Here is a 23,466-nt window from a genome sequence, read left to right as displayed (position 1 = left end):
TCGATGCCGGTGAAGACCGGCGCGATCCCGACATCGGCGGCGAGCCCGGCGAGCGCGTCGCTCATGCTTCGGGAACGAGGTCGAAGGCCGCGACGCTCTGCGCCGCCACCGGCGTCAGCCGGTCGTCGGGGGCCGGCTCGGCCTCGGGCGCGGCGGTGTCGAGCGCGCGGCGCCAGATCCGTCCGGGAGGCGGCGCGGGCAGGCGCAGCTCCGCCGGCTCGCCCGTGCCGTTGAAGGCGAGCGCGGCCACGTCGTCGATGCGCAGCCCGGGCGGCGCTTCCGCCGCGCCGCGCAGGACGACGCAGAAGCGCCGGAGCCCCGGATCGCGCCAGCCGACCGGCCCGCCGTCGAAGCCGCGCCACACCACGTCCGGCGCGCCGTCCTCCTCGCGCGCGCCACCGTGCAGGAACAGCGGCTGGCGCAGCGCCGGATGGGCATTGCGGAAGGCGATCACCCGCTGCGCGAAGGCGAGCAGCTCGGCGTCCGCGTTCGGCCAGTCGACCCAGCCGATTTCGTTGTCCTGACAATAGGCGTTGTTGTTGCCCAGCTGGCTGTTGGCGATTTCGTCTCCGGCAAGCAGCATCGGCGCGCCCTGCGCCAGAAACACCGTCGTCAGCAGATTGCGCCGGCGCAGCGCGCGGCGGGCGAGGATCACCGGATCCTTCGTCGGACCTTCGGCGCCGCAATTGTCGGACTGGTTGGCGCCATGCCCGTCGCGATTGCGCTCGCCATTGGCCTCGTTGTGCTTCTCGGCGTAGGCGGCGACGTCGGCGAGGGTGAAGCCGTCATGGCAGGCGGCGAAATTGACCGACGCCCAGGGCCCGCGCCCGGCATGGTCGAACAGCCCCGCCGAGCCGAGCAGCCGCTCGCCGAGCTCCTGCGCGGAGTGGCTGTCGCCGCGCCAGAAGCGTCGGACGGCGTCGCGGAACTTGTCGTTCCACTCGGCGAAAGGCGCGGGCCAGCCGCCGAGCTGGTAGCCGCCGGGGCCGATGTCCCAGGGCTCGGCGATCAGCTTCACATCGCAGAGCGCGGGGTCCTGCCGCAGCGCGTCGAGAAAGCCGCCCTCGGGGTCGAAGCCGTGCGCCTCGCGCGCGAGCGTGGTGGCGAGGTCGAAGCGGAAGCCGTCCACGCCATAGGCCTCGACCCAGTGGCGCAGCGAATCGAGAACGAGGCGCAGAACGTAGGGATGCGCGACGTTGACCGTGTTGCCGGTGCCGGTGTCGTCGAGATAGCGGTTCGAGCCGCCGCCATGCAGCTTGTAGTAGCTTCGGTTGTCGAGCCCGCGAAAGCTGATCGTCGGTCCGCGCCAGTCGCCCTCGGCGGTGTGGTTATAGACGACGTCGAGGATCACCTCGATCCCGTGCTCGTGCAGCCGCCGGATGGTCTCGCGCAGTCCAGCCGCGCCGCCGGGGCCGAAATAGCGCGGCTCCGGCGCGAAGAAGGCGTAGGAGTTGTAGCCCCAGTAGTTGCGGAGCCCGAGCGCCTTCAGCCGCCCGTCGTCGAGAAATGCGTGGATCGGCAGAAGCTCGACCGCCGTGACGCCGAGCTCCTTGAAGTGCCGCAGCATCGCAGGATGTGCGAGCGCCTCGTAGGAGCCGCGCAGGCTGGCGGGGATGTCGGGGTGCAGCATGGTCAGGCCCTTGGGATGGGCCTCGTAGATCACCGTGTCCTCCCACGGCGTGCGCGGGCGCTCCTCGGGCGGGACCGGAGGAGTCGGGGCGGTGGCGACGGAGCGGGCGGTGGCCGGCGCGCTGTCGGCCGGACCGGGATATTGCGGCCCGCGCGCGGGGTCGTGCGACAGCAGCCGCGGGTCGGTCGGGTCGATGCCGCCGCTCAGCGCGCGGGCATAGGGGTCGAGCAACAGGCGGCAGGGGTTGAAGAGCTGCCCGCGCTCCGGCGCCCAGGGTCCGCTTGCGCGCAGACCGTAGAGCTGACCGGGCCGAAGCTCGGGAATGCGGGCGTGGCGCACGTCTCCGGTGCGCCCGGCGAGCGCGATGCGGTCGGTCTCCTGCGCGCCGTCGGCGGCGAACAGGCACAGCTCGATCTCCTCGGCATGGGCGGAGAAGACGGCGACATTGGCCGAGCCGTCGGCCTCGCAGGTCAGCCCCAGCGGCCAGGGGCGCCCGCGGGTCGCAGCGCTCACGCGGCGGCCTCGCCCGAGAGGTCGCCCGGCGCGCCGCCGGCCAGGTCGGCGTAGAGCGCGGCGTAATGCGCGGCGGAGGCGTCCCAGCCGACCGGATGGCGCATCGCCCGGCGCGCGATGGCGGCCCAGAGCTTGCGGTCGGCGTAGGCGTCGCAGACGCGGTCGATGGCGTCGGCGAGCAGGCCCGCCGCGATCGGCGAAAACTGGAAGCCGGTGGCGCAGCCGGCGACGCAGGCGGCCTCGTTGGCGTCGATCACCGTGTCGGCGAGCCCGCCCGTCCGCGCGACCAGCGGCGGCGAGCCGTAGCGCAGCGCGTAGAGCTGGGTGAGCCCGCAGGGCTCGAAGCGCGACGGCACGAGGATGCTGTCGCAGCCCGCCTGCATGAGATGCGCGAGACTCTCCGAATAGCCGACCTCGACCCCGACCCGGCGCGGATAGGCGGTGGCCGCGGCGCGCAGACCGGCCTCGAGATCGGCGTCGCCCGCGCCGAGCACCGCCAGCGTCGCCCCGCGGGCGAGCAGCCGAGGCAGCACTGCGAGCAGCAGGTCCACCCCCTTCTGCCGGGTCAGCCGGCTGACGAGACCGAAGAGCGGCGCGTCCTCGGTCGCGTCGATCCCCATCCGCTCGGCGAGCGCGGCGCGGTTGACCGCCTTGCCCTTGAGCGATTTCGCAGAATACGGAGCGGCGAGCAGCGGGTCCGTCTCCGGGTTCCAGACATCGACGTCGACTCCGTTGAGGACGCCTTCAAGATCGGCCCGCCGGGTCGCGATCAACCCCTGCAGCCCCATCCCGAACTCGGCCGCGGTCAGCTCGCGGGCGTAGGTCGGGCTGACGGTGGTGATGCGGTCGGCATAGGCGAGCCCCGCCTTCAGAAACCCGATCTGCCCCCAGTATTCGTAGCCCTCGACCGTGAAGCCCTCGCGCGGCAGCGCAAGCGCGTCGATCAGCGTGCTCGGGAACACGCCTTGGAAGGCGATGTTGTGCACGGTGACCACGCAAGGCGGCCCGCCGGCCCCTTCGAGCTTCAGATAGGCCGGCGTCAGCGCGGTCTGCCAGTCATGCGCGTGCACGACGTCGGGCGCCCAGCCGCCGGCCCCGTCGCGCGCGATCCGGGCCGCGGCGCGCGACAGGAAGGCGAAGCGGAGATGGTTGTCGGCCCAGTCGGCCCCGCCGGCGTCGATATAGGGGCCGCCGGGCCGGTCGTAGAGGGCGGGCGCGTCGAGCATCAGCAGATCGATCCCCTCGGCCTCCAGCGCCAGCAGCCGCGCCGTTCCGCCGACGCCTTCGACCTCGCCCAGATCGGTCGCCCGGTCGCGCAGCGGGGCGAGGGCGGGATAGAGCGGCAACAGCACCCGCGTCGAGACGCCCTGCGCAGTCAAGGCCTTGGGCAGGGCGCCCGCGACGTCGGCCAGCCCGCCGGTCTTGACGAAAGGGGCGCATTCGGAGACGGCGAAGAGAATGTTCATCGCGGAGATCCTTCGGCGGAGGCGGCTTCAGGAGAGGTCGAGCGCGTCGATCATGGTCTGGGTCACCAGCACGACGCCGGCTTCGGTGCGGCGGAAGCGGGCGGCGTCGAGTTCGGGGTCCTCGCCGATCACGAGACCGGGCGGCACGATCACGCCGCGGTCGAGCACCACGTCGCGCAGCCGCGCCCGCCGACCGATCTCGCAATAGGGCAGCGCGACGACCCGGTCGACTTCGCTGAAGCTGTGGCAGCGCACGCCCGTGAACAGCAGCGAGCGCGTGACGCTCGAGCCCGAGACCACGCAGCCGCCCGAGACGAGCGACGACACCGCCATGCCGCGCCGCCCATCCTCGTCATGCACGAACTTGGCGGGCGGGGTGAGCTCGGAGAACGTCCAGATCGGCCAGTCCGTTGAGTAGATGTCGAGTTCGGGCTCGAAATCGGTCAGGTCGAGATTTGACTTCCAGAACGCGTCGATGGTGCCCACGTCGCGCCAGTAGGGCGCCTTCTCGCCGCCCGTCATCACGCAGCTCTCGGTGAGGCTGTGCGCGATGGCGAGGCCGGACTTCACCAGTTTGGGGATGATGTCCTTACCGAAATCATGGCTGCTGTCTGGGTCGGCGGCGTCCTCGCGCAGGCAGTCGAGCAGGAAGCTCGTGTCGAAGACGTAGATGCCCATCGAACACAGCGAAAGATCGGGCTTCTCGGGCATCCGCGGGGGGTCTGCGGGCTTCTCGACGAACTCCACGATGCGGCCCGTCTCGTCGACCTGCATCACCCCGAAAGCCGAGGCCTCGGCGCGCGGGACCTCGATGCAGCCGACGGTGACGTCGGCGTTGCGGTCGACATGCTGGGCGAGCATCCGCCCGTAATCCTGCTTGTAGATGTGGTCGCCCGCGAGGATCACGATATAGGCGGGGTCGTAGCCCTCGATGATGTCGACGTTCTGATAGACCGCGTCGGCGGTGCCGAGATACCAGCTCCGCTCGTCGATCTGCTGCGAGGCGGGCAGGATGTCGAGCCCCTCGCCGCGGCCCGCATTGAAGAACGACCAGCCGCGCTGCAGGTGACGGATCAGCGAATGCGCCTTGTACTGGGTGGCGACGCCGATGCGGCGGATGCCGGAATTCACCGCGTTCGAGAGCGCGAAGTCGATGATGCGGGCCTTGCCCCCGAAATAGACCGCGGGCTTGGCGCGGCGGTCGGTAAGCTCCTTCAGCCGCGATCCGCGTCCCCCCGCGAGCACGAAGGCCATGGCGTTGCGCGTCAGCGCGCCGGTCTCGATTCGGTCGACGCTCATCGCTGGCCCGCGCTCCCCCAATTCGCCGACGCTGTGCAATGCGCGCCGTTCGCACTCGCAACGTGGCCTGAAAGGTGGGTCGGATGCAACTCAAGACCGCAAGAGATGGCGAAAGGTCGAACGGGCGGCGCAGGCTTCGCTTTCCGCGCGCGATGCGCGTAAGGAGTAGCGGCGAACCACTGACAGGAGAGGCCGATGACCGCCGCACCCGACGCGCTGCTCGACGCCGCCGCCGCAGAACGCATCGCCGCAGGCGACGGCTGGGACGCCTTCGCGCAGCTCGGCCAACACAAAGTGGACGGCGGCTGGGCGGTGCGCGCCTTCGTCCCCGGCGCGCAGACGCTGGTCGCGCTCAACGCCGTCACCGGCGCGCCCCTGCTCGCGCTCGCGCCGGGGCCGGCGCGCGACTTCTTCGGCGCGCTCTCGCCGGTGCGGCTGCCGCGCTGGCGGCTGCAGGCGCAGGCCGGCGGGAACGTCTGGGAGATCGACGACCCATATCAGCACGGCCCGGTCCTCGGCGAACAGGACGAGCATTATTTCTCGGAAGGCGCGCATCTGCGGCTGTGGGAGCGGCTCGGCGCGCATCCGATGACGCATGAAGGGGTCGAGGGGACGCATTTCGCCGTCTGGGCGCCGGATGCGCGCCGCGTCTCGGTGGTCGGGCAGTTCAACGACTGGGACGGGCGCCGCCACATCATGCGCCCGCGCGGCGCTTCGGGCGTGTGGGAGACCTTCGCGCCCGGCGTCGGAGCGGGGACGGCCTACAAATATGAGATCAAGGCGCGGGACGGCCGCATCCTGCCGCTCAAGGCCGACCCGGTGGGCTTCGGCGCCGAGCATCCGCCCGCCACCGCCTCGATCGTGCGCGACCTGCGCGGTCGCGTCTGGGACGACGGCGACTGGATGGCGACGCTCGCCGCGCGCAATTCGGTCGCCGCGCCGGTCTCGATCTACGAAGTCCATCTGCCGAGCTGGCGGCGCGCAGAGGGCGGGCGCCCGCTGTCCTATCACGAACTCGCGGACCAGCTGGTCCCCTACGCGCGCGACATGGGCTTCACCCATATCCAGACCATGCCCGTCTCGGAATATCCCTTCGACGGCTCCTGGGGCTATCAGCCGGTGGGCATGTACGCGCCCACGATTCGCCACGGGACGCCCGACGAGTTCCGCGACTTCGTGCAGACCTGCCACAAGGCGGGGCTCGGGCTGATCATCGACTGGGTGCCGGCGCATTTCCCGTCGGACGCGCATGGGCTGGGGCGATTCGACGGAACCGCGCTCTACGAGCACGCCGACCCGCGCGAGGGCTTCCACCCCGACTGGAACACGCTGATCTACAACTACGGACGGCGCGAGGTCGCCAACTACCTGATCGCGAACGCGCTCTACTGGCTGCGCGAGCATCATGTGGACGGGCTGCGCGTCGATGCGGTGGCGTCGATGCTCTACCGCGACTATTCGCGCAAGGGCGGCGAGTGGATCCCCAACCGCCATGGCGGGCGCGAGAACCTCGAAGCGGTCGAATTCCTCAAGCGCATGAACATGGTGGTGTATGGCGACGACGCCTCGGTGATGACCGTCGCGGAGGAAAGCACCGCCTGGCCGGGCGTGTCGAAGCCGGTCGACGCCGGGGGGCTCGGCTTCGGCTTCAAGTGGAATATGGGCTGGATGCACGACACGCTCGACTACATGCGCCGCGACCCGGTCCATCGCCGCCACCACCACCACCAGATGACGTTCGGTCTGCTCTACGGCTTCTCGGAGAATTTCGTCCTGCCGCTCAGCCATGACGAAGTCGTGCACGGCAAGGGCTCGCTGTTCGGACGGATGCCGGGCGACCGCTGGCAATCCTTCGCCAATCTGCGCGCCTATTTCGCCTTCATGTGGGCGCATCCCGGCAAGAAGCTGCTGTTCATGGGCGGCGAGTTCGCCCAACCCGAGGAATGGTCGCATATGGGCGCGCTCGACTGGGCGCGCCTCGGCGACCCGTCGCATGAAGGGGTGCGGCTGCTGGTGCGCGACCTCAACCGTCTCTATCGCGACGTGCCGGCGCTGCACCGGCGCGACGCCAGCCCCGAGGGCTTCGAGTGGATCCGCGCCGACGACGCCGACCAGTCGGTCTACGCCTGGGTGCGCAAGGGCGGCGAGGGCGACGCGCCAGTGCTGGCGGTCTTCAACTTCACCCCGGTGGAGCGGCGGCTGCGGATCGGCGTCCCGGCGCCCGGGCGATGGGTCGAGCGCCTGAACAGCGATGCGCCGATCTATGGCGGAGTGGGCAAGGGCAATCTCGGCGCCGTCGAGAGCGCGCCGGTCGAGACCGACGGGCGCCCCGATTCGGTCGAGATCACGCTGCCGGCCCTGTCGGGGATCTATTTCCAGAAGGCCGGCTGAAACCGCGCCGGCGGCCCTACTGCGTCGCCGGCGCGCTCGGGCCAAGCCGGACCGGGTCCCGCGCGTCGGAGTGGCTGATGAGGTCGGCGTCCGCGCGCAGCGCCAGCATTGCCGCGCCGACGATCTCCCTTCCGTTGGCCATCTGCGCGATCACCGCGACCGCCTCCGCATCCTGCGGGGCCGGGGCCCGCCAGCGGGCCGGGGCGCCACGCCACTCGCCCAGCACATGCCAGTCGCGCACGGCGTTGCGGTAGAGAATGCGCCGCCCCGCATTCTCTCCGCGGGTCGGCTTGACGGTCGCGGGCGGCTCGAGGACGAACATCGCCACTTCGAGAACCTCGTCCCGCCCGCCCTCGCCGGCGACGTCCACCGAGATGTCGAGCCATGCGCCGTCGCGGCGGATGGCCACCCGCGCCGGCTTGCGATGGGTCGCCGCGAGCGCGATCTCGTCGAAGACCTCCTCGCGCCGCGAGCCGACGACCGAGACGCTTCCGTCGATCACCATCTGCGGCGTGAACACGATCCGGGAGCTCGCGCCCTCGGCGTAATCGCGCTGGCGCCGCGTGTTCGCAGGCGAGCCGAACATGTCGCGCCAGCCGAGATAATCCCAATAATCGACATGCAGAGCCAGCGCGATCACGTCGCCGCGCTCGGCGAGTTCCGCCAGAAGCGCGTCGGCGGGCGGACAGGAGCTGCACGCCTGACTCGTGAAAAGCTCGACGACGACCGGTCCCTTCGGCTCGTCGGCGAGCGCGGCGGACGCGAAACCCGCCATGGCCGCGCCCGTAAGGAAATTGCGAAAAATGGTGGTGAAAAACACTGAATTCCGCTCCAAGTCAGCCCGAACAGTCTTTCACGCTAAACCTTGTCGCCCGCCGAAAACCCGCCTCAAATTTTCGTTGATGAACAATGGTCCGCGCTGTGTCGCGGGAAACACAGCGCGGCGGGATTCCTACGGCCGCGAGACCCGGCGCGCCGGGGCTCGCGCGACGCCTCAGGCGGCCCGAGACGCGAGATCTCGCAGCACGTAATGCAGCACGCCGCCATGTTCGACGTATTCGACCTCGATCTCGGTGTCGATCCGGCAGCGCAGTTCGATGGTCTTCACCGAGCCGTCGCCATAGGCGATCTTCGCCTCCACGATCTGGCGCGGGCGCAGATCGTCCTCCAGCCCGTCGATGGTGATGCTCTCGTCGCCGCGCAGGCCCAGCGTCTTGCGGTCGTCGCCTCCGGTGAACTCGAACGGGATCACCCCCATCCCCACCAGATTCGAACGGTGGATGCGCTCGAAGCTCTCGGCGATCACCGCCTTGACGCCCAGAAGCGCCGTGCCCTTGGCCGCCCAGTCGCGCGAGGAGCCCGAGCCGTATTCCTTGCCGGCCACGATCACCAGCGGCACGCCGTAGTTCGCCCAGGCCATCGCCGCGTCGTAGATCGCCATCTGCGACCCGTCGGGCCCGACCGTGTAGCCGCCCTCGACCCCGTCCAGCATCTCGTTTTTGATTCGGATGTTGGCGAAGGTGCCGCGCATCATCACTTGGTGATTGCCGCGCCGCGCGCCGTAGGAGTTGAAGTCGCGCACCGGCACCTGTCGGTCGATCAGGAAGCGGCCCGCGGGCGTCGTGTCGCGGAAGGAGCCGGCGGGCGAGATGTGGTCGGTGGTGATGCTGTCGCCGAGGATGGCGAGGATGCGCGCGCCGGTGATGTTCTCGATCTCGCCCTTCTCCGGCCCCATCCCTTCGAAATAGGGCGGGTTTTGGACATAGGTGCTTGTCGAGGGCCATGAATAGGTGAGCGCGTCGTCGGTCTCGATCGCGCGCCACTTCTCGTCGCCCTTGAAGACGTCGGCGTATTTCTCGGTGAAGGCGGCGCGGGTCACGGTCTTCTCGACGAGCTCCGCGACTTCCATCTGGCTCGGCCAGAGATCGGCGAGGAACACGTCGCGCCCGTCCGGCGTCTGGGCCAGTGGCGCCTTCGTGACGTCGACGGTCATGTCGCCGGCGATGGCGTAGACCACGCAGAGCGGCGGCGAGGCCAGGTAGTTGGCGCGCACGTCGGGGTTCACGCGGCCCTCGAAGTTGCGGTTGCCCGACAGCACGGAGCAGGCCACCAGATCGCCCTCGGTGATCGCCTTGCTGATCGGCTCGGGCAGCGGGCCGGAATTGCCGATGCAGGTGGTGCAGCCATAGCCCACCAGATTGAAGCCCAGCGCGTCGAGATCCTCCTGAAGCCCCGCCGCCTCGAGATAGGCCGAGACGACCTGAGAGCCGGGCGCGAGCGAGGTTTTCACCCAGGGCTTGCGCGTCAGCCCCAGCGCGCGCGCCTTGCGCGCCACAAGGCCCGCCGCGATCATCACATACGGGTTGGACGTGTTGGTGCAGGAGGTGATCGCGGCGATCACCACCGAGCCGGACTTGATGGCGTAATCCATCCCCTCGACGGGAACGGTCTTGTCCATCGGGCGCTTGAACTCGGTCTCCATCGCCTTGGCGAAGGCGGGCGCGGCTTCGGCGAGCAGAACGCGGTCCTGCGGGCGCTTGGGGCCCGAGATGCAGGGCTCCACCGTCCCCATGTCGAGCGACAGCGTCGCCGTGTAGACCGGCGCGTAGTCGGTCCCGCGCCACAGCCCGTTGGCTTTGGCGTAGGCCTCCACCAGCGCGATGCGCGCCTCGTCGCGGCCCGTCACCCGCAGATAGCGCAGGGTCTCCGCGTCGACCGGGAAGAAGCCGCAGGTCGCGCCGTATTCCGGCGCCATGTTGGCGATGGTCGCGCGGTCGGCGAGCGGCAGATGGTCGAGGCCCGCGCCGTAGAACTCGACGAACTTGCCCACCACGCCCTTCTTGCGCAGCATCTGCGTCACGACCAGCACGAGGTCGGTCGCCGTCACCCCTTCCTTCAGCGCGCCGGTCAGCTCGAAGCCCACCACTTCGGGGATCAGCATCGAGACCGGCTGGCCGAGCATCGCCGCCTCCGCCTCGATGCCGCCGACGCCCCAACCGAGCACCGCCATGCCGTTGACCATGGTCGTGTGGCTGTCCGTGCCGACCAGCGTGTCGGGATAGGCGACCTCGGCGCCCGTCTGGTCCTTGTCGGTCCAGACGGTCTGGGCGAGGTATTCGAGGTTGACCTGATGGCAGATGCCGGTGCCGGGCGGCACGACGCGGAAATTGTCGAAGGCGCCCTGGCCCCATTTCAGGAACTCGTAGCGCTCGCCGTTGCGCTCGTATTCGCGGTCGACGTTGAGCTGGAAGGCGCGGGGATTGCCGAACTCGTCCACCATCACCGAATGGTCGATCACGAGGTCGACCGGGTTGAGCGGATTGATCTTCTCCGGATCGCCGCCGAGCGCCTTCATCGCGTCGCGCATCGCGGCGAGGTCGACCACGGCCGGAACGCCGGTGAAGTCCTGCATCAGCACGCGCGCCGGGCGATAGGCGATCTCGCGGTCGGACGTGCCGCCGTTCTTCGCCCAGTCGGCGAAGGCGCGGATGTCGTCGAGCGTCGCCGTCTTGCCGTCCTCGAAGCGCAGGAGGTTCTCAAGCACCACCTTTAGCGCCGCCGGCAGCTTGGAGAAGTCGCCGAGGCCCGCCGCCGTCGCCGCGTCGATGCTGTAATAGGCGTAGCTGGCGCCGCCGACCTGAAGCGTGCGGCGGGCCTGTGCGGCGTCGGTTCCGACGGTGATCGTCATGCGGTCCTCTCCGGTCAGGGGCGCCGGGCGCTGCTTCGGTCGCAGTCGGGGGCCGGCGGATGTTCTTCTGCGTCCGCCGCTATCGCGCATCCGGAGTGTCCGCGCAACGCGGCCCCCCGCCGCGCAGGAGGCCCCCTCAGTGCGACCCGGGGCGCGAGCGGCGGATCTGCGCGCTGAGCAGCAGCACCGGGATCAGCCCGGCGGCGACGATGGCGAGCGCCGGCGTCGAGGCCTGCGCCAGCCGCTCGTCCGAGGCCAGCCGGTAAGCCTGCACCGCCAGCGTGTCGAAATTGAACGGCCGCATGATGAGCGTGGCGGGCAACTCCTTCATCACGTCGACGAAGACGATCAGCGCCGCGGTCAGCAGCGCCCCGCGCAACATAGGCGCATGAACCCTGCGCAGCGCCCCGCCGGCGCTCTCGCCCAGCGCGCGGGCGGCGTGGTCCATCGACGGCGTGATGCGCCCGAAGCCCGCCTCGACCGTCTGCAGCGCCACCGCCATGAAGCGCACCATGTAGGCGAAGACCAGCGCCGCGATCGAGCCGGTGAGCAGCAGCCCCGTCGAGACGCCGAGATTGGCCCGCATCCAGCCGTCGAGCGCGTTGTCGAAGGCGGCGAGCGGGATCAGCATGCCGACGGCGATCACGCCGCCGGGGATCGCATACCCCATCGCCGCGACCCGGTTGGCCGCGCGCGTCGCCGGCCCCGGCGCGAGGCGCTCGGCGTAGCTGAGCAGGATCGCGGCGGCGACGGTGACGACCGCCGCCGCCCCGGCCAGCGTCAGAGAGTTCAGCGCGAATCGCACATAGCGCGCGCCGAACAGGTTGTGCCCGTCGGTGAGGCTCAGATGCAGCAGGATCGCCACCGGCGCCAGAAATCCCAGCGTCACCGGCGCCGCGCACAGGCCGAACGCCGCCCAGCGCCGCCAGCCGCGCAACTCGAAGGCCTGCAATTCGTGGAACACGCCCGGCGGACAATAGCGCGCGGCGCGGCGCTGGGTGCGCTCGAGCGCCACCAGAACCAGCACGAAGGCCATCAGGCAAGCCGAGAGCTGCGCCGCCGCCACCCGGTCGCCCAGCGCGAACCATGAGCGGTAGATGCCGGTCGCGAAAGTCTGCACGCCGAAATGCGCGACCGTGCCGAAATCGGCCAGCGTCTCCATCAGCGCGAGCGCGACGCCGGTCGCGATGGCGGGGCGCGCCATCGGCGCGGCCACGCGCGCGAACGCGCCCCACGGCCCGAAGCCCAGCGTGCGCGCGACGTCGAAGGCGCAGGCCGATTGCTGCAGGAACGCGGTGCGCGCCAGCAGATAGACGTAAGGGTAGAGCACGAGCACGAACATGACCGCCGCGCCCTCGACCGAGCGGATCTCGGGAAACCAGTAGTCGCGCGGCCCCCAGCCGAACGCCGCGCGCAGCGCCGACTGCACCGCGCCGGGGTGGTCGAGCAGGTCGGTGTAGGCGTAGGCGATCACATAGGCGGGCAGCGCGAGCGGCAGCGCCAGCGCCCATTCGAACTGCCGCCGGAACGGAAACCGGCACATCGTCACGAGCCATGCGGCGCCGACGCCGACCGCCGCAGTCCCCGCCGCCACCAACGCGCCGAGCAGCAGCGTGTTGCCGACATAGACCGGCAGCAGGGTGCGCGCGAGATGCGCCCATGTCCCCTCGCTCTGCTGGAGCAGCGAGGCGGCGACGGCGAGAATCGGCCCGATCACCGCCGCCGCGAGCGCGAGCGCCGCAAGCGTCAGGCCGGAGACCCGCGCGGCGCGGGGCGCGGCGCGTCGGGTCTGCGGGTCGAAGGGCCGGGCGGCGTCGGTCATGGCTTGTCCAAGCATTCTGCTCGGAAATACCTAGACCCAAATCGCGCGCTGAGGCAACGCGGCGGGGTTACGCCGCACCCTGAAGCGCGCCGCGCGCCTCGCCCTGCGCGACGACTTCGACGCGCACGCGCCCCAGATCGAGGCTGTCGACGATCAGCCGCGCCGCCATCTCCTGCCGCGCCGCGTCGCCATGCGGCAGATGCGCGAGCGCCTGGGCCAGCGCGCCTCCGGGATGCAGCGCGAAGGCCGCGGCGTCGAGCCGTTCGAGCGCCGCCACCCGACCGTCCGGGCGCAGCCGCGCGCGCAGCAGCAACGGCCCGCGCGCGGTCAGCGCCACCCCGACGCCATGGGCGGGGGCGAGCGGCGGCGCGCCGGCGCCGTCGCGCAGCGCCGCGATCAACCTTGCGGCGTCGGTCAGCCGGGCGACGAACCGCCAGACCAGCCCGCGCCCGCGCCGCGCCTCGACCGACCGCGCGAGGTCGCAATCGCAGACGCGCGCCGCGACCCCCGCCTCGACCGGCGCGCCGAACCACTCCGCCCTGCGCCAGTCGAGCCCCGCGAGCCCGGAGGCCGGCGACCAGAGCGCCAGATCGGCGCGCCCCCAGCGCGCGTCGCAGCGCGTCCAGAGCATCGCGAAGGCGCTTGCGAGCGGCGTCTGCCCGCGGCCGATCCAGCGCTCGAACTCCGCCGCGCACCGCGGCGCCCCGCCTTCGCCGAACAGAGCCCGCGAGATGTCTGCGGCATCGGCCCCCGGTTCCGGCGGCGCTGCGGGCGCGTCGCCGAGCAGCGCCGGCAGGGCCATGAGGCGCGCCGCCTGCGCCGCCAGCGCCTCGCGCGCGACCGCCATCGCCATGTCCTCGGGCGCGCCGCACCCCAGCGCCGCCCGCGCCGCGCCCTCCTGCGCTGCGAAATCGGGGCCGAGGCGGCGCGCCGCGTTCAGCGCGTCGTCGGGCGCGACGCCCTCCGGCGGCGCGACGAACTCGGCGGGCGTGGCGCGCAGGATGTCGCAACGCGGCGCGCGCGGGTCGGGCCAGAGCGTCACCCGAGTGGCCGTCGCGCCGCGCGCGCGGGCCTGGCCATGCTGCGCGAACTCGTCGGCGGCCCCGGCGCGCGGGCGCTGCGGGTCGGGACGACGGGAGAGCGCGGCGGCGAAGAGGGGCGCGTCGATGCGCATGGCGGACCTCGCGGAGAAGTTGCAACGATTGATTCACGATCGAGTTGCAACGAGCCACCCGACTTTCGCCGCACGAGCCCCCGGCACGGGTCGAAAGCGCCGCCGCCGCAGATGCTTGGGCCTTCGCGCGGCAGACCGCCGCAGCCCTGTCCGACAGCCCCGAGCCGGACCTGCGCAGCGAATCGGCGCTCTGGCGTCGGCGGGAGGGCGCGCGTATATCGGCGCGCATGAGCAGGCTGGACGCCCCCGCGCCGGCCCCGCTGCGTTTTCGCAAGATGCACGGGCTGGGCAACGACTTCGTCGTGATCGACGCGCGCTCGGGCGACGCGGCGGCCATGACGCCTGCGCTCGCGCGCGCGCTCGGCGACCGCCGCCGCGGCGTGGGCTTCGACCAGCTCGCCATGCTGAGCGACGCCCCCGGCGCCGATGTGGCCGTCGCCTACTGGAACGCCGACGGCAGCCGCGCCGCCGCCTGCGGCAACGCCACGCGCTGCGTCGCGGCGCTGATGCTGGCGGAGGGTCTCGGCCCCGACCTGCGCATCGAGGTGGCCGGGCGGGGCGTGCTTGAGGCGCGGCGACGCGAGGACGGGCTGATCGAAGTGGACATGGGCGCGCCCGCGACCGGCTGGCGCGACGTGCCGCTGTCGGAAGCGGCGGATGCGCTGGCCCTGCCGCTGCCGGGCAATCCGGCTGCGCTCAGCATGGGCAACCCGCATTGCGTGCATTTCGTAGCGGATCTGGCGGCGGTCGACTGGCGCGCGCGCGGCGCCGAAGTCGAAACGCATCCGCTGTTTCCCGAGCGGACCAACGTGCAGTTCGCGCAGGTGATCGACCGCGGGCATGTGCGGGCGCGCGTCTGGGAGCGCGGCGTCGGCCCGACGCTCGCCTCGGGCTCCAGCGCCTGCGCCATCGCCGTGGCCGGCGCCCTGCGCGGGCTGACCGACCGGCGGGTGGCGGTTGAGCTGGAAGGCGGGACGCTCGAGATCGACTGGCGCGCCGACGGCCATGTGCTGATGGCCGGCCCCGTCGCGGATGTCTTCACCGGCGAGATCGCGCCCGAATTCCTGGCGGCGCTGGCATGACCGTCCCGGTGTTCGAGACGTTCGGCTGCCGCCTCAACGCCTACGAGACCGAGGCGATGAAGACGCTCGCCGCGCAGGCCGGCCTCGGGAACGCGGTGGTCGTCAACACCTGCGCCGTGACGGCGGAGGCCGTGCGGCAGGCCCGCCAGCGCATCCGCCGGCTGCGCCGCGAGCACCCCGGCGCCACGCTGATCGTCACCGGATGCGCCGCGCAGACCGAGCCCGAGACCTTCGCGGCGATGCCCGAAGTCGACCTCGTGCTCGGGAATCTGGAGAAGATGCGGCCCGAGACCTGGGCGCCGGATTTCATCGGCGCCGCCGAGCGGGTGCTGGTCGACGACGTGATGAGCGCGCGCGAGACCGCCGGCCATCTGATCGACGGCTTCGGGACGCGCTCGCGCGCCTATGTGCAGATCCAGAACGGCTGCGACCATCGCTGCACCTTCTGCGTCATCCCCTTCGGGCGCGGCGTCTCGCGCAGCGCGCCGGCGGGCGAGGTGGTCGGCCAGATCCGCCGGCTCGTCGCCGCCGGCTACAACGAGATCGTGCTGACCGGCGTGGACCTCACCAGCTGGGGCGCCGACCTGCCCGGCGCGCCGCCGCTCGGCGATCTGGTCCAGCGCATCCTGACGCTCGTCCCCGAACTGCCGCGCCTGCGCCTGTCCTCCATCGACAGCGTCGAGGCGGACCCCGCTCTGGTCGAGGCGATCGCCGGAGAGGCGCGGGTGATGCCGCATCTTCACCTGTCGCTGCAGGCGGGCGACGACATGATCCTCAAGCGCATGAAGCGCCGCCATCTGCGCGACGACGCGATCCGCTTCTGCGAGACGATACGCGCGCGCCGCCCCGACATGGTGTTCGGCGCCGACCTGATCGCGGGCTTTCCCACCGAGACCGAGGCGATGTTCGCCAATTCGCTGCGGCTGGTGGAGGAATGCGGGCTGACCTGGCTGCACGTGTTTCCCTACTCCGCGCGCAAGGGCACGCCGGCGGCGCGGATGCCGCAAGTGCCCAAGCCCGAGCGCGTCGAGCGCGCGGCGCGGCTACGGGCGCTGGGCGAGGCGCGGGCGGCGTCCTATCTCGCCTCGCGGATCGGGGCGACCGAGCAGGCGCTCGCCGAGACGCCGCGCATCGGGCGCACCGAGGGCTTCGCGGAGATCGTCTTTCCGCAGGACCGCGAAGTGGGCGCGGTGGCGCCGGCGCGCGTGGCGGGCGCGGCGGAGGGGCGGCTGCTGGCGGCGTGAGGCGGGCGTTTCCTTCGGAGCGCGCAGGCGGTAAGTCCTGAGCCGACCGAACCGGTGGAGCCCTTGCGATGTCGTTCTTCAGCAGGCTGCGCGAGCGGCTGACCAAGTCCTCCTCGAAGCTCGACGAGGGGGTCGACGCGCTGCTGTCCAAGGGCGACAGCGTCTCCGAGCCCGTCGCCCCGCCGCCGCCGCCCGAACCCGAGCCCGAGCCCGCCCCGCCGCCGCAAGCCGCCGAGGCGCCCCCCGCCCCGGAACCGGAGCCCGCCCCCGAGCCCGAACCCTCCTTTAAGCCCCAACCCGCGCCCGAACCTGCGCCCGAACCCGCCCCCGAGCCGGAGCCCCAGCCCGAGCCCGAATACCAGCCCGAGCCTTTCGCGGCCCCTCAGCCCGCCCCCGCTCCGTCTCCCGAAAAGCGCCCCGGCTTCTTCGCCCGCCTGACCGGCGGCCTGCGCGGCGCGCCCGAAGGCCGCGAAGCGCCGGAGGCGGCGCCCGCCATCCAGCCGGCCCCGCCCCCGCAGAGCGTGGCGCAGATCGCAGCGCCGCCCGCCCCTCAGCCGAGCCTCGCCCCCACTGTCGAAAAGCGCCGCGTGCTCGACGACGACATGCTCGAAGGCCTCGAGGAATTGCTGATCCAGGCCGATCTCGGCGTCGAAACCGCGCTGCGCGTCGCCGCCAACATCGCCGAGGGCCGCTTCGGGCGCCGCGTCGGCGCCGCCGAGCTCAAGCAGGCGCTGGCGGCGGAAGTCGCGCGCATCCTCGACCCCGTCGCGAAGCCCCTGCCGATCTACCCGAAGCGCCCGCAAGTGGTGCTGGTGGTGGGCGTGAACGGGTCGGGCAAGACCACGACCATCGGCAAGCTCGCCAGCCAGTTCCGCGCCGCCGGCAAGTCGGTGGTGATCGCCGCCTGCGACACCTTCCGCGCCGCCGCCGTCGAGCAACTCCAGATCTGGGGCCAGCGCGCCGGCGTGCCCGTTCTGACCGCAGCCCAGGGGACCGACCCTGCCTCCCTCGCCTTCGATGCGCTGACGAAAGCCGAGGCCGAAGGCGCCGACCTGCTGCTGATCGACACCGCCGGCCGGCTCCAGAACCGCGCCGACCTGATGGAGGAACTCGCCAAGATCGTCCGCGTGCTGCGCAAGCGCGACGAGAGCGCGCCGCACAACACGCTCCTGGTGCTCGACGCCACCACCGGCCAGAACGCGCTGAGTCAGGTGGAGATCTTCCAGAAGGTCGCGCAGGTGTCGGGGCTGGTGATGACCAAGCTCGACGGCACGGCGAAAGGCGGCGTGCTGGTGGCGCTGGCCGACCGCTTCGGCCTGCCGATCCACGCCATCGGCGTCGGCGAGACCATCGACGACCTCGCGCCCTTCGATCCCGAAGACTTCGCGAAGGCGTTGACAGGAGCCGCCTGAGCCAAGACCTCCAAGGCGAACCGAGGCCCGCCCGAACGGAGTTCGACCCGATGTCAGACTGGCACGCGCTGTCCGCCGACGACGCGCTCCGCGCCCTCGGGGCCGCCCCCTCCGGCCTCGACGAAGGAGAGGTCGCGCGACGGCGCGACGCTATCGGGCCGAACCGACTTCCCGAGCCCCCCCGCCGAGGGCCTTTGCGCCGGTTTCTCGCGCAGTTCGACAACCTGTTGATCTACGTGCTGCTGGCCGCAGCCGCCGTCACCCTGTGGCTCGGCCATGTCGTCGACGCCTGCGTGATCCTCGCCGTGGTGCTCGTCAACGCCGTGATCGGTCTGGTGCAGGAAGGTCGGGCCGAAGCGGCGATGGCGGCGATCCGGTCGATGCTGGCGCCCCGCAGCGCGGTCCTCCGCGGCGGGGCGCGCGCGACGGTGGACGCGGTGGACCTCGTCCCCGGCGACATCGTGCTGATCGAGGCGGGCGACCGCGTTCCCGCCGATCTGCGGTTGATCGAAGCGCGCGGGCTGCGCATCGAGGAAGCCCCGCTCACCGGCGAGTCGGCGCCCGTCGACAAGACCTGCGAGCCGGTTTCGGCCGACGCCCCGCTCGGCGACCGCGCCTCGATGGCCTGGAGCGGGACCACCGTCGCCGCGGGCGCCGGTCGCGGCGTGGTCGCGGCGACGGGCGGCGCGACGGAGATCGGCCGCGTCAGCGGGCTCATCGGCGCAGTCGAGACGCTGACCACGCCGCTGCTGCGCCAGATCGACGGCTTCGCGCGCTGGCTCACCGCCTTCATCCTGCTGGTCTCGCTGGGCGTTTTCGGGCTCGGCTGGGCGCTCGGCGGACGCGAGGTCGACGAGCTGTTCATGGCGGTGGTCGGCCTCGCGGTCGCGGCGATTCCCGAGGGCCTGCCGGCGGTGCTGACGATCACCATGGCGGTCGGCGTGCAGGCGATGGCGCGGCGCAACGCGATCGTGCGGCGGCTGCCGGCGGTCGAGACGCTCGGGGCCGTTTCGGTGATCTGCACCGACAAGACCGGAACGCTGACGCGCAACGAAATGGTCGCCGACGCGCTCGCCGCGGCGGACCACATCTTCACGGTCGAAGGCGAAGGCTATGCGCCGGTCGGCGCCGTCCGGCTCGGCGAAGCGGTCGCGGACCCGGCGGAGCGCGCCGAGCTTCTGGCCTTCGCGCGCGCCGCAGCCCTTTGCAACGACGCGGCGCTTCGGCGGTCCGAGGCGGACTGGCGGGTCGAGGGCGATCCGATGGAAGGCGCGCTGCTGGCGCTCGCGGCCAAGATCGCCGGCGGCGCGGAGGCGTTCGACGCGTGGCGCCGGCTCGACGCGATCCCGTTCGACGCGCGCCACCGCTACATGGCGACCCTGCATGCCGAACCCTGCGGCGCGCGGCGCATCCATCTCAAGGGCGCGCCCGAGACGGTGATGGCGATGTGCCGCGACCAGCTCGGCCCCGGCGGCGCTGTCGCACCGCTCGATCCCGCGCTGTGGCGCGCGCGGATCGAGGAACTCGCGCAGTCGGGGCGGCGCGTGATCGCTGTCGCCGAGGGCCGCTGTTCCGAGGATGCGGAGGCGCTGAAGCCCGGCGATCTCGAGGGCGCGCTCACGCTCATCGGCCTCGTCGGGCTGATCGACCCGCCACGGCCTGAGGCGATCGCCGCAGTCGCCGACTGCCGCGCCGCAGGGATCGGCGTCAAGATGATCACCGGCGACCATCCCGGCACCGCCTGCGCCGTCGCCCGGATTGTCGGGTTGCGCAACCCCGACGACGCGCTGACGGGCGCCGAGATCGAGGCGATGGACGACGCCGCGCTTCGTTCGGTCGCCGGGGAGACGGACGTGTTCGCCCGCACCAGCCCGGAGCACAAGCTGCGTCTGGTGACCGCGTTGCAGGCGCAGGGGCTGATCGTGGCGATGACCGGCGACGGCGTGAACGACGCGCCGGCGCTCAAGCGCGCGGACGCCGGCGTGGCGATGGGCCGGAAGGGCGCCGACGCCGCAAAGGAAGCCTCCGACATCGTGCTCGCCGACGACGATTTCGCCTCGATCGCGGCGGCGGTCCGCGAGGGTCGGATCGTCTACGACAACATCCGCAAGGTCGTCAGCTGGACGCTGCCGACCAACGCAGGCGAAGCGGCGACCATCCTGATCGCGCTCGGCGCCGGCCTGGCCCTGCCGATCACCCCGGTCCAGATCCTGTGGCTCAACCTCGTGACCGCCGTGACGCTCGGCCTCGCGCTCGCCTTCGAGCCGGGCGACGAGGGCGCGATGCGCCGTCCGCCGCGCGCCCCGGACGCGCCGATCCTCACGCCCACGCTGCTATGGCATGTCGCGTTGGTTTCGACGCTCTTCGTCGCCGCCGTTTTCGGGCTCTACGCTTGGGCGCTCGGTCGCGGACATGACGACGCGCTCGCGCGGACCGTGGCGCTCAACGCCATCGTGACGCTGGAGGCGTTCCACCTGTTCTTCATCCGCAACGCCGACGCCCCGCGCCTGTCGATGGCGGCGCTGCGCGCGACGCCGGTCGTCTGGGTCTGCGTGAGCCTTGTCGTCGTGGCGCAGGTCGCCGCCACTTACGCTCCGCCCTTGCAGCGGGTCCTCGGCACGGCGCCGGTCCCGCTGGTCGAGGCGCTCGTCGTCCTCGGCGCCGGCGCCCTCTTCTTCGCCATCGTCGAGACCGAGAAACGCGTCCGCCTCAGCCTGCGGGCGACGGCCCCCCGGACCGGCCCCTGACCGGTCCGGCGACACGGCGCCCTCACCACTCGTTGTATTTCAAAAACTTGCCGGTCATCTCGACTTTCACGCGGTCGCCCTTGGGGTGCTCGACGCGAGTGATCTTCATGTCGAAGTCGATGGCCGACATGATGCCGTCGCCGAACTTCTCCTGAATGATGTCCTTCATCGTCGGCCCGTAGACCGCGACGATTTCATACAGGCGGTAGATCAGCGGGTCGGTCGGCACCGCCTGATCCCACTTCTTGGTCGGGAATTCTGCCAGCACCGACGCGGCCTCCTGCGGCAGGCCGAGATACTTCACGAGCGCGTCGGCCTTCTCCTTCGGCATCGAGTTCATGCCGGTGCAGGCCGAATGGGTCCAGACGGGCGACATGCCGATGGCGTCGGCGATGGCCTCCCAGGTCAGGCCCGCCTGTTTCTTCTTGGCGAGCACCATGGCGGCGACGTCGTCCTTGTCCATCATCGGATCGACGAAGGCGGATTGCTTGGCGGTGATCATGGTCTTCCTCTCAGGTGTTGACGGCGTAGAGCGCGGGTTTGCCCGGCTCGGTTTCCTTGGGGTCCGGCCCGAACCGCACCGCGCGTGGCCGGTGCGTCCGGTCGGCGACCGGCTTGCCGCCCAACTCCTTCGAGCGGACGGCGAGGAACTGCACGAGGTGGTTGCGGATCGCGTAGTACTGCGGGTGGTTCACGATCTCCGCCCGCGCGCGGGGGCGGGGGATGGTGATCTCCACGCTCTCGGCGACATGGGCGAAGGGGCCGTTGGTCATCAGCAGGATGCGGTCGGCGAGATAGATCGCCTCGTCGATGTCGTGGGTGATCATGAACACGGTCTGGCCCGAGCCCTGCCAGATGTGCAGCAGCTCGTCCTGGATCGAGCCGCGCGTCAGCGCGTCGAGCGCGCCGAAGGGCTCGTCGAGCAGCAGCAATTCCGGCTGGGTGGCGAAGGCGCGGGCGATCGAGACGCGCTGCCGCATCCCCCCCGAAAGCTGCGAGGGCTTGCGGTGCTCCGCCCCGCCGGTCAGCCCGACGAGCTCGAGATAGCGCAGCGCGTGCAGCCGCACTTTCTCGGCCGACCAGTCGCGGTGGCGGGCGGCGACCGCGAAGGTCACGTTCTTCAGCGCCGACAGCCAGGGCAGCAGCGAGTAGTTCTGGAACACCACGCCCCTGTCGAGGCTCGGGCCCTTCACCTCGCGCCCGTCCATCGCCACGGCCCCCTCGCTGGCCTCGTCGAGGCCCGCCAGCACGTTGAGGATGGTGGACTTGCCGCAGCCGGAATGGCCGATGATGCAGACGAACTCGCCCTTCTCGATGCCGAAGGAGACGTTCTCGAACACCGTCAGCGGCGCCCCGCCCGGCGCGGGGAAGCGCTTGGCGAGACCTTCGATGGAGACGAACGACTTGGTCATGAGGCTCACTCCGCGAAGGCGACGGCGCGCTGCAGGCGCCCGAAGGCGGCGTCGAGGATCATGCCTACGACGCCGATCATCAGGATCGAGAAGATCACCGAGGTGAGGTCGAGATTGTTCCACTCGTTCCACACGTAATAGCCGATGCCGGTGCCCCCCACGAGCATCTCGGCCGCCACGATCACCAGCCACGCGATGCCGATGGAGATGCGCATGCCCGTCACGATGGTCGGCGCCGCAGCAGGCAGGATCACCATGAAGGCGGTGCGCAGCGGCCCGAGTTCATGCGTGCGGGCGACGTTGATCCAGTCCTTGCGCACGCCCGCCACGCCGAAGGCGGTGTTGATCAGCATCGGCCAGATCGAGCAGATGAAGATCACGAAGATGGCGCTCGCCTGGCTGTCGCGGATCACGAACAGCGCCAGCGGCATCCACGCCAGCGGCGAGATCGGGCGCAGCACCTGGATGAACGGGTCGAGCGCGCGATACATCAGCGGCGACATGCCGATCAGGAAACCGAGCGGGATCGCGATGGCCGCGGCCATGAAATAGCCCGTCAGCACCCGTTGCAGCGAATACGCGATCTGGATGCCGATGCCCTTGTCGTTCGGGCCTGCGTCGTAGAACGGGTTCGACAGTTCCGCCCACGCCTTCTCGAAGATGGCGGACGGGGCGGGCAGGCCGGCTTTCGGCGCGGCCATCCCCATCAGGATCTCGTATTCGGTCAGCTCGCCGGCGGCCTTCTGCGGCGGGATGGAGAGTTCCCACACCAGAAGCCCCGCGGCCAGCAGCGCGACCGAGAGGATGGCCGCGCGCAGGTTCAGCGACGCAATCATCTCAGCTCCGCCGGATCGCGAAGGACTCGACGTAAGCCTCGGGCTCGGCGGGGTCGAAGGTCTTGCCCATGATGACGTGCGACTTGTAGGTCACGTCCGGCGGCGTGACGCCGAGCTCCTTCATCACCGCCGCCGCGTCGGTCGCGAGATAGACCTGCTCGGCGATGGCGCGATAGTCGATGTCGCCCTCGATATAGCCCCAGCGCTTCATCTGGGTGAGGATCCACACGCCCATCGAGTGCCAGGGGAACGGGTCGAAATCGATCCGGTTCGGCACGTTCTGCACATTGCCGAGGCCGTCGGCGAAGCGCCCTGTCAGCACCTGCTGGATCACCGGCACCGGCTGGTTGAGATAGTTCGTCGGCGCGATGGCCTCGGAGATCTCCACCCGGTTGTCGGGGTTCGAGGCGTATTGCGTCGCGTCGACGATGGCGCGCAGCAGGGCGCCGTAGGTGTTGGGGTTCTGTTGCGCGAAAGCCGCGGACGTGGCGAAGGCGCAGCAGGGGTGGCCTTCCCAGATGTCCTTGGTCAGCATGTGGATGAAGCCCACGCCTTCCCACACTGCGCGCTGGTTGAACGGGTCGGGCGACAGGTAGCCGTCGAGATTGCCGGCGCTGAGGTTCGCCACCATCTCGGGCGGCGGCACGACGCGGATCTGGATGTCGGTGTCGGGGTCGAGCCCGTGCTCCGCCACATAGTAGCGCAGCAGGAAGTTGTGCATCGAGTATTCGAAGGGCACGCCGAAGCGGA

16 protein-coding genes are annotated in these 23,466 nt (G+C 71.0%); 5 read left to right on the top strand and 11 right to left on the bottom strand.

The features are described from left to right. Positions 1-61: 61 nt before the first annotated feature. The 3 genes from glgX to glgC are packed head-to-tail and all read right to left on the bottom strand — an operon-like array spanning position 62 to position 4,908. Complete coding sequence (gene glgX, locus V7Q31_RS06065) at positions 62-2,143, bottom strand: glycogen debranching protein GlgX (protein ID WP_333832794.1); 2,082 nt, start codon at positions 2,141-2,143, stop codon at positions 62-64. Then, a complete protein-coding gene (glgA, locus tag V7Q31_RS06060) occupies positions 2,140-3,609 on the bottom strand; it encodes a glycogen synthase GlgA (RefSeq protein ID WP_333832793.1) in 1,470 nt (489 codons plus the stop codon). Before glgA ends, glgX begins: the two co-directional genes overlap by 4 nt. A 27-nt stretch (positions 3,610-3,636) precedes the next feature. Further along, a complete protein-coding gene (gene glgC / locus V7Q31_RS06055; RefSeq protein WP_333832792.1) occupies positions 3,637-4,908 on the bottom strand; it encodes a glucose-1-phosphate adenylyltransferase in 1,272 nt (423 codons plus the stop codon). Between the two features lie 195 nt (positions 4,909-5,103). Between glgC and glgB the strand changes: the two genes are divergently transcribed. Beyond that, complete coding sequence (gene glgB, locus V7Q31_RS06050; protein WP_333832791.1) at positions 5,104-7,299, top strand: 1,4-alpha-glucan branching protein GlgB; 2,196 nt, start codon at positions 5,104-5,106, stop codon at positions 7,297-7,299. Positions 7,300-7,315: 16 nt separating this feature from the next. Here the strand turns inward: glgB and V7Q31_RS06045 are convergent, their stop codons facing one another. The 4 genes from V7Q31_RS06045 to V7Q31_RS06030 all read right to left on the bottom strand — a co-directional run bounded on the left by V7Q31_RS06045 (position 7,316) and on the right by V7Q31_RS06030 (position 13,983). Continuing rightward, positions 7,316-8,119: a DUF1223 domain-containing protein gene (locus tag V7Q31_RS06045; RefSeq protein WP_333832790.1), complete on the bottom strand. Its 804-nt coding sequence runs from the start codon at positions 8,117-8,119 to the stop codon at positions 7,316-7,318. 174 nt (positions 8,120-8,293) lie between these two features. Further along, positions 8,294-10,987, bottom strand: coding sequence for an aconitate hydratase AcnA (gene acnA / locus V7Q31_RS06040; RefSeq protein ID WP_333832789.1), 2,694 nt, complete (start codon positions 10,985-10,987; stop codon positions 8,294-8,296). Between the two features lie 136 nt (positions 10,988-11,123). After that, positions 11,124-12,809, bottom strand: coding sequence for an ABC transporter permease (locus V7Q31_RS06035; protein ID WP_333832788.1), 1,686 nt, complete (start codon positions 12,807-12,809; stop codon positions 11,124-11,126). A 67-nt stretch (positions 12,810-12,876) separates the two neighbouring features. Then, a complete protein-coding gene (locus V7Q31_RS06030) occupies positions 12,877-13,983 on the bottom strand; it encodes a hypothetical protein (protein WP_333832787.1) in 1,107 nt (368 codons plus the stop codon). A 227-nt stretch (positions 13,984-14,210) separates the two neighbouring features. Between V7Q31_RS06030 and dapF the strand changes: the two genes are divergently transcribed. The 4 genes from dapF (at position 14,211) to V7Q31_RS06010 (ending at position 20,468) form a co-directional block, all read left to right on the top strand. Beyond that, on the top strand, positions 14,211-15,065 hold the full coding sequence (gene dapF / locus V7Q31_RS06025; RefSeq protein ID WP_333832786.1) for a diaminopimelate epimerase: 855 nt from the start codon (positions 14,211-14,213) through the stop codon (positions 15,063-15,065). After that, positions 15,062-16,309 carry a tRNA (N(6)-L-threonylcarbamoyladenosine(37)-C(2))-methylthiotransferase MtaB gene (mtaB, locus tag V7Q31_RS06020; RefSeq protein WP_333832785.1) on the top strand — a complete coding sequence of 416 codons (1,248 nt, stop codon included), beginning with the start codon at positions 15,062-15,064 and terminating at the stop codon, positions 16,307-16,309. Before dapF ends, mtaB begins: the two co-directional genes overlap by 4 nt. Positions 16,310-16,377: 68 nt before the next feature. After that, the gene (ftsY, locus tag V7Q31_RS06015) at positions 16,378-17,721 is read left to right on the top strand and encodes a signal recognition particle-docking protein FtsY (RefSeq protein WP_333832784.1); all 1,344 of its coding nucleotides are present in this window, start codon (positions 16,378-16,380) and stop codon (positions 17,719-17,721) included. Positions 17,722-17,771: 50 nt separating this feature from the next. Next, the gene (locus tag V7Q31_RS06010; RefSeq protein WP_333832783.1) at positions 17,772-20,468 is read left to right on the top strand and encodes an HAD-IC family P-type ATPase; all 2,697 of its coding nucleotides are present in this window, start codon (positions 17,772-17,774) and stop codon (positions 20,466-20,468) included. Positions 20,469-20,490: 22 nt separating this feature from the next. On the opposite strand, the gene cynS is transcribed toward V7Q31_RS06010, so the two are convergent. The 4 genes from cynS to V7Q31_RS05990 form a co-directional block, all read right to left on the bottom strand. Beyond that, positions 20,491-20,970: a cyanase gene (gene cynS, locus V7Q31_RS06005; RefSeq protein WP_333832782.1), complete on the bottom strand. Its 480-nt coding sequence runs from the start codon at positions 20,968-20,970 to the stop codon at positions 20,491-20,493. 10 nt (positions 20,971-20,980) lie between these two features. Continuing rightward, positions 20,981-21,880, bottom strand: coding sequence for an ABC transporter ATP-binding protein (locus V7Q31_RS06000; RefSeq protein WP_333832781.1), 900 nt, complete (start codon positions 21,878-21,880; stop codon positions 20,981-20,983). A 5-nt stretch (positions 21,881-21,885) separates the two neighbouring features. Continuing rightward, positions 21,886-22,716: a nitrate ABC transporter permease gene (gene ntrB, locus V7Q31_RS05995; protein ID WP_333832780.1), complete on the bottom strand. Its 831-nt coding sequence runs from the start codon at positions 22,714-22,716 to the stop codon at positions 21,886-21,888. 1 nt (position 22,717) lies between these two features. Beyond that, a partial coding sequence (locus tag V7Q31_RS05990) for a CmpA/NrtA family ABC transporter substrate-binding protein (RefSeq protein ID WP_333832779.1) occupies positions 22,718-23,466 on the bottom strand: 749 nt, incomplete at its 5' end.

This window comes from Rubrimonas sp. (genome assembly GCF_036788415.1).
In the GTDB taxonomy this organism is placed as follows: Bacteria; Pseudomonadota; Alphaproteobacteria; order Rhodobacterales; family Rhodobacteraceae; genus Rubrimonas.
The sequence above is the reverse complement of the archived record's forward strand: the minus strand, read 5'-3'. Positions and strand labels throughout refer to the sequence as shown.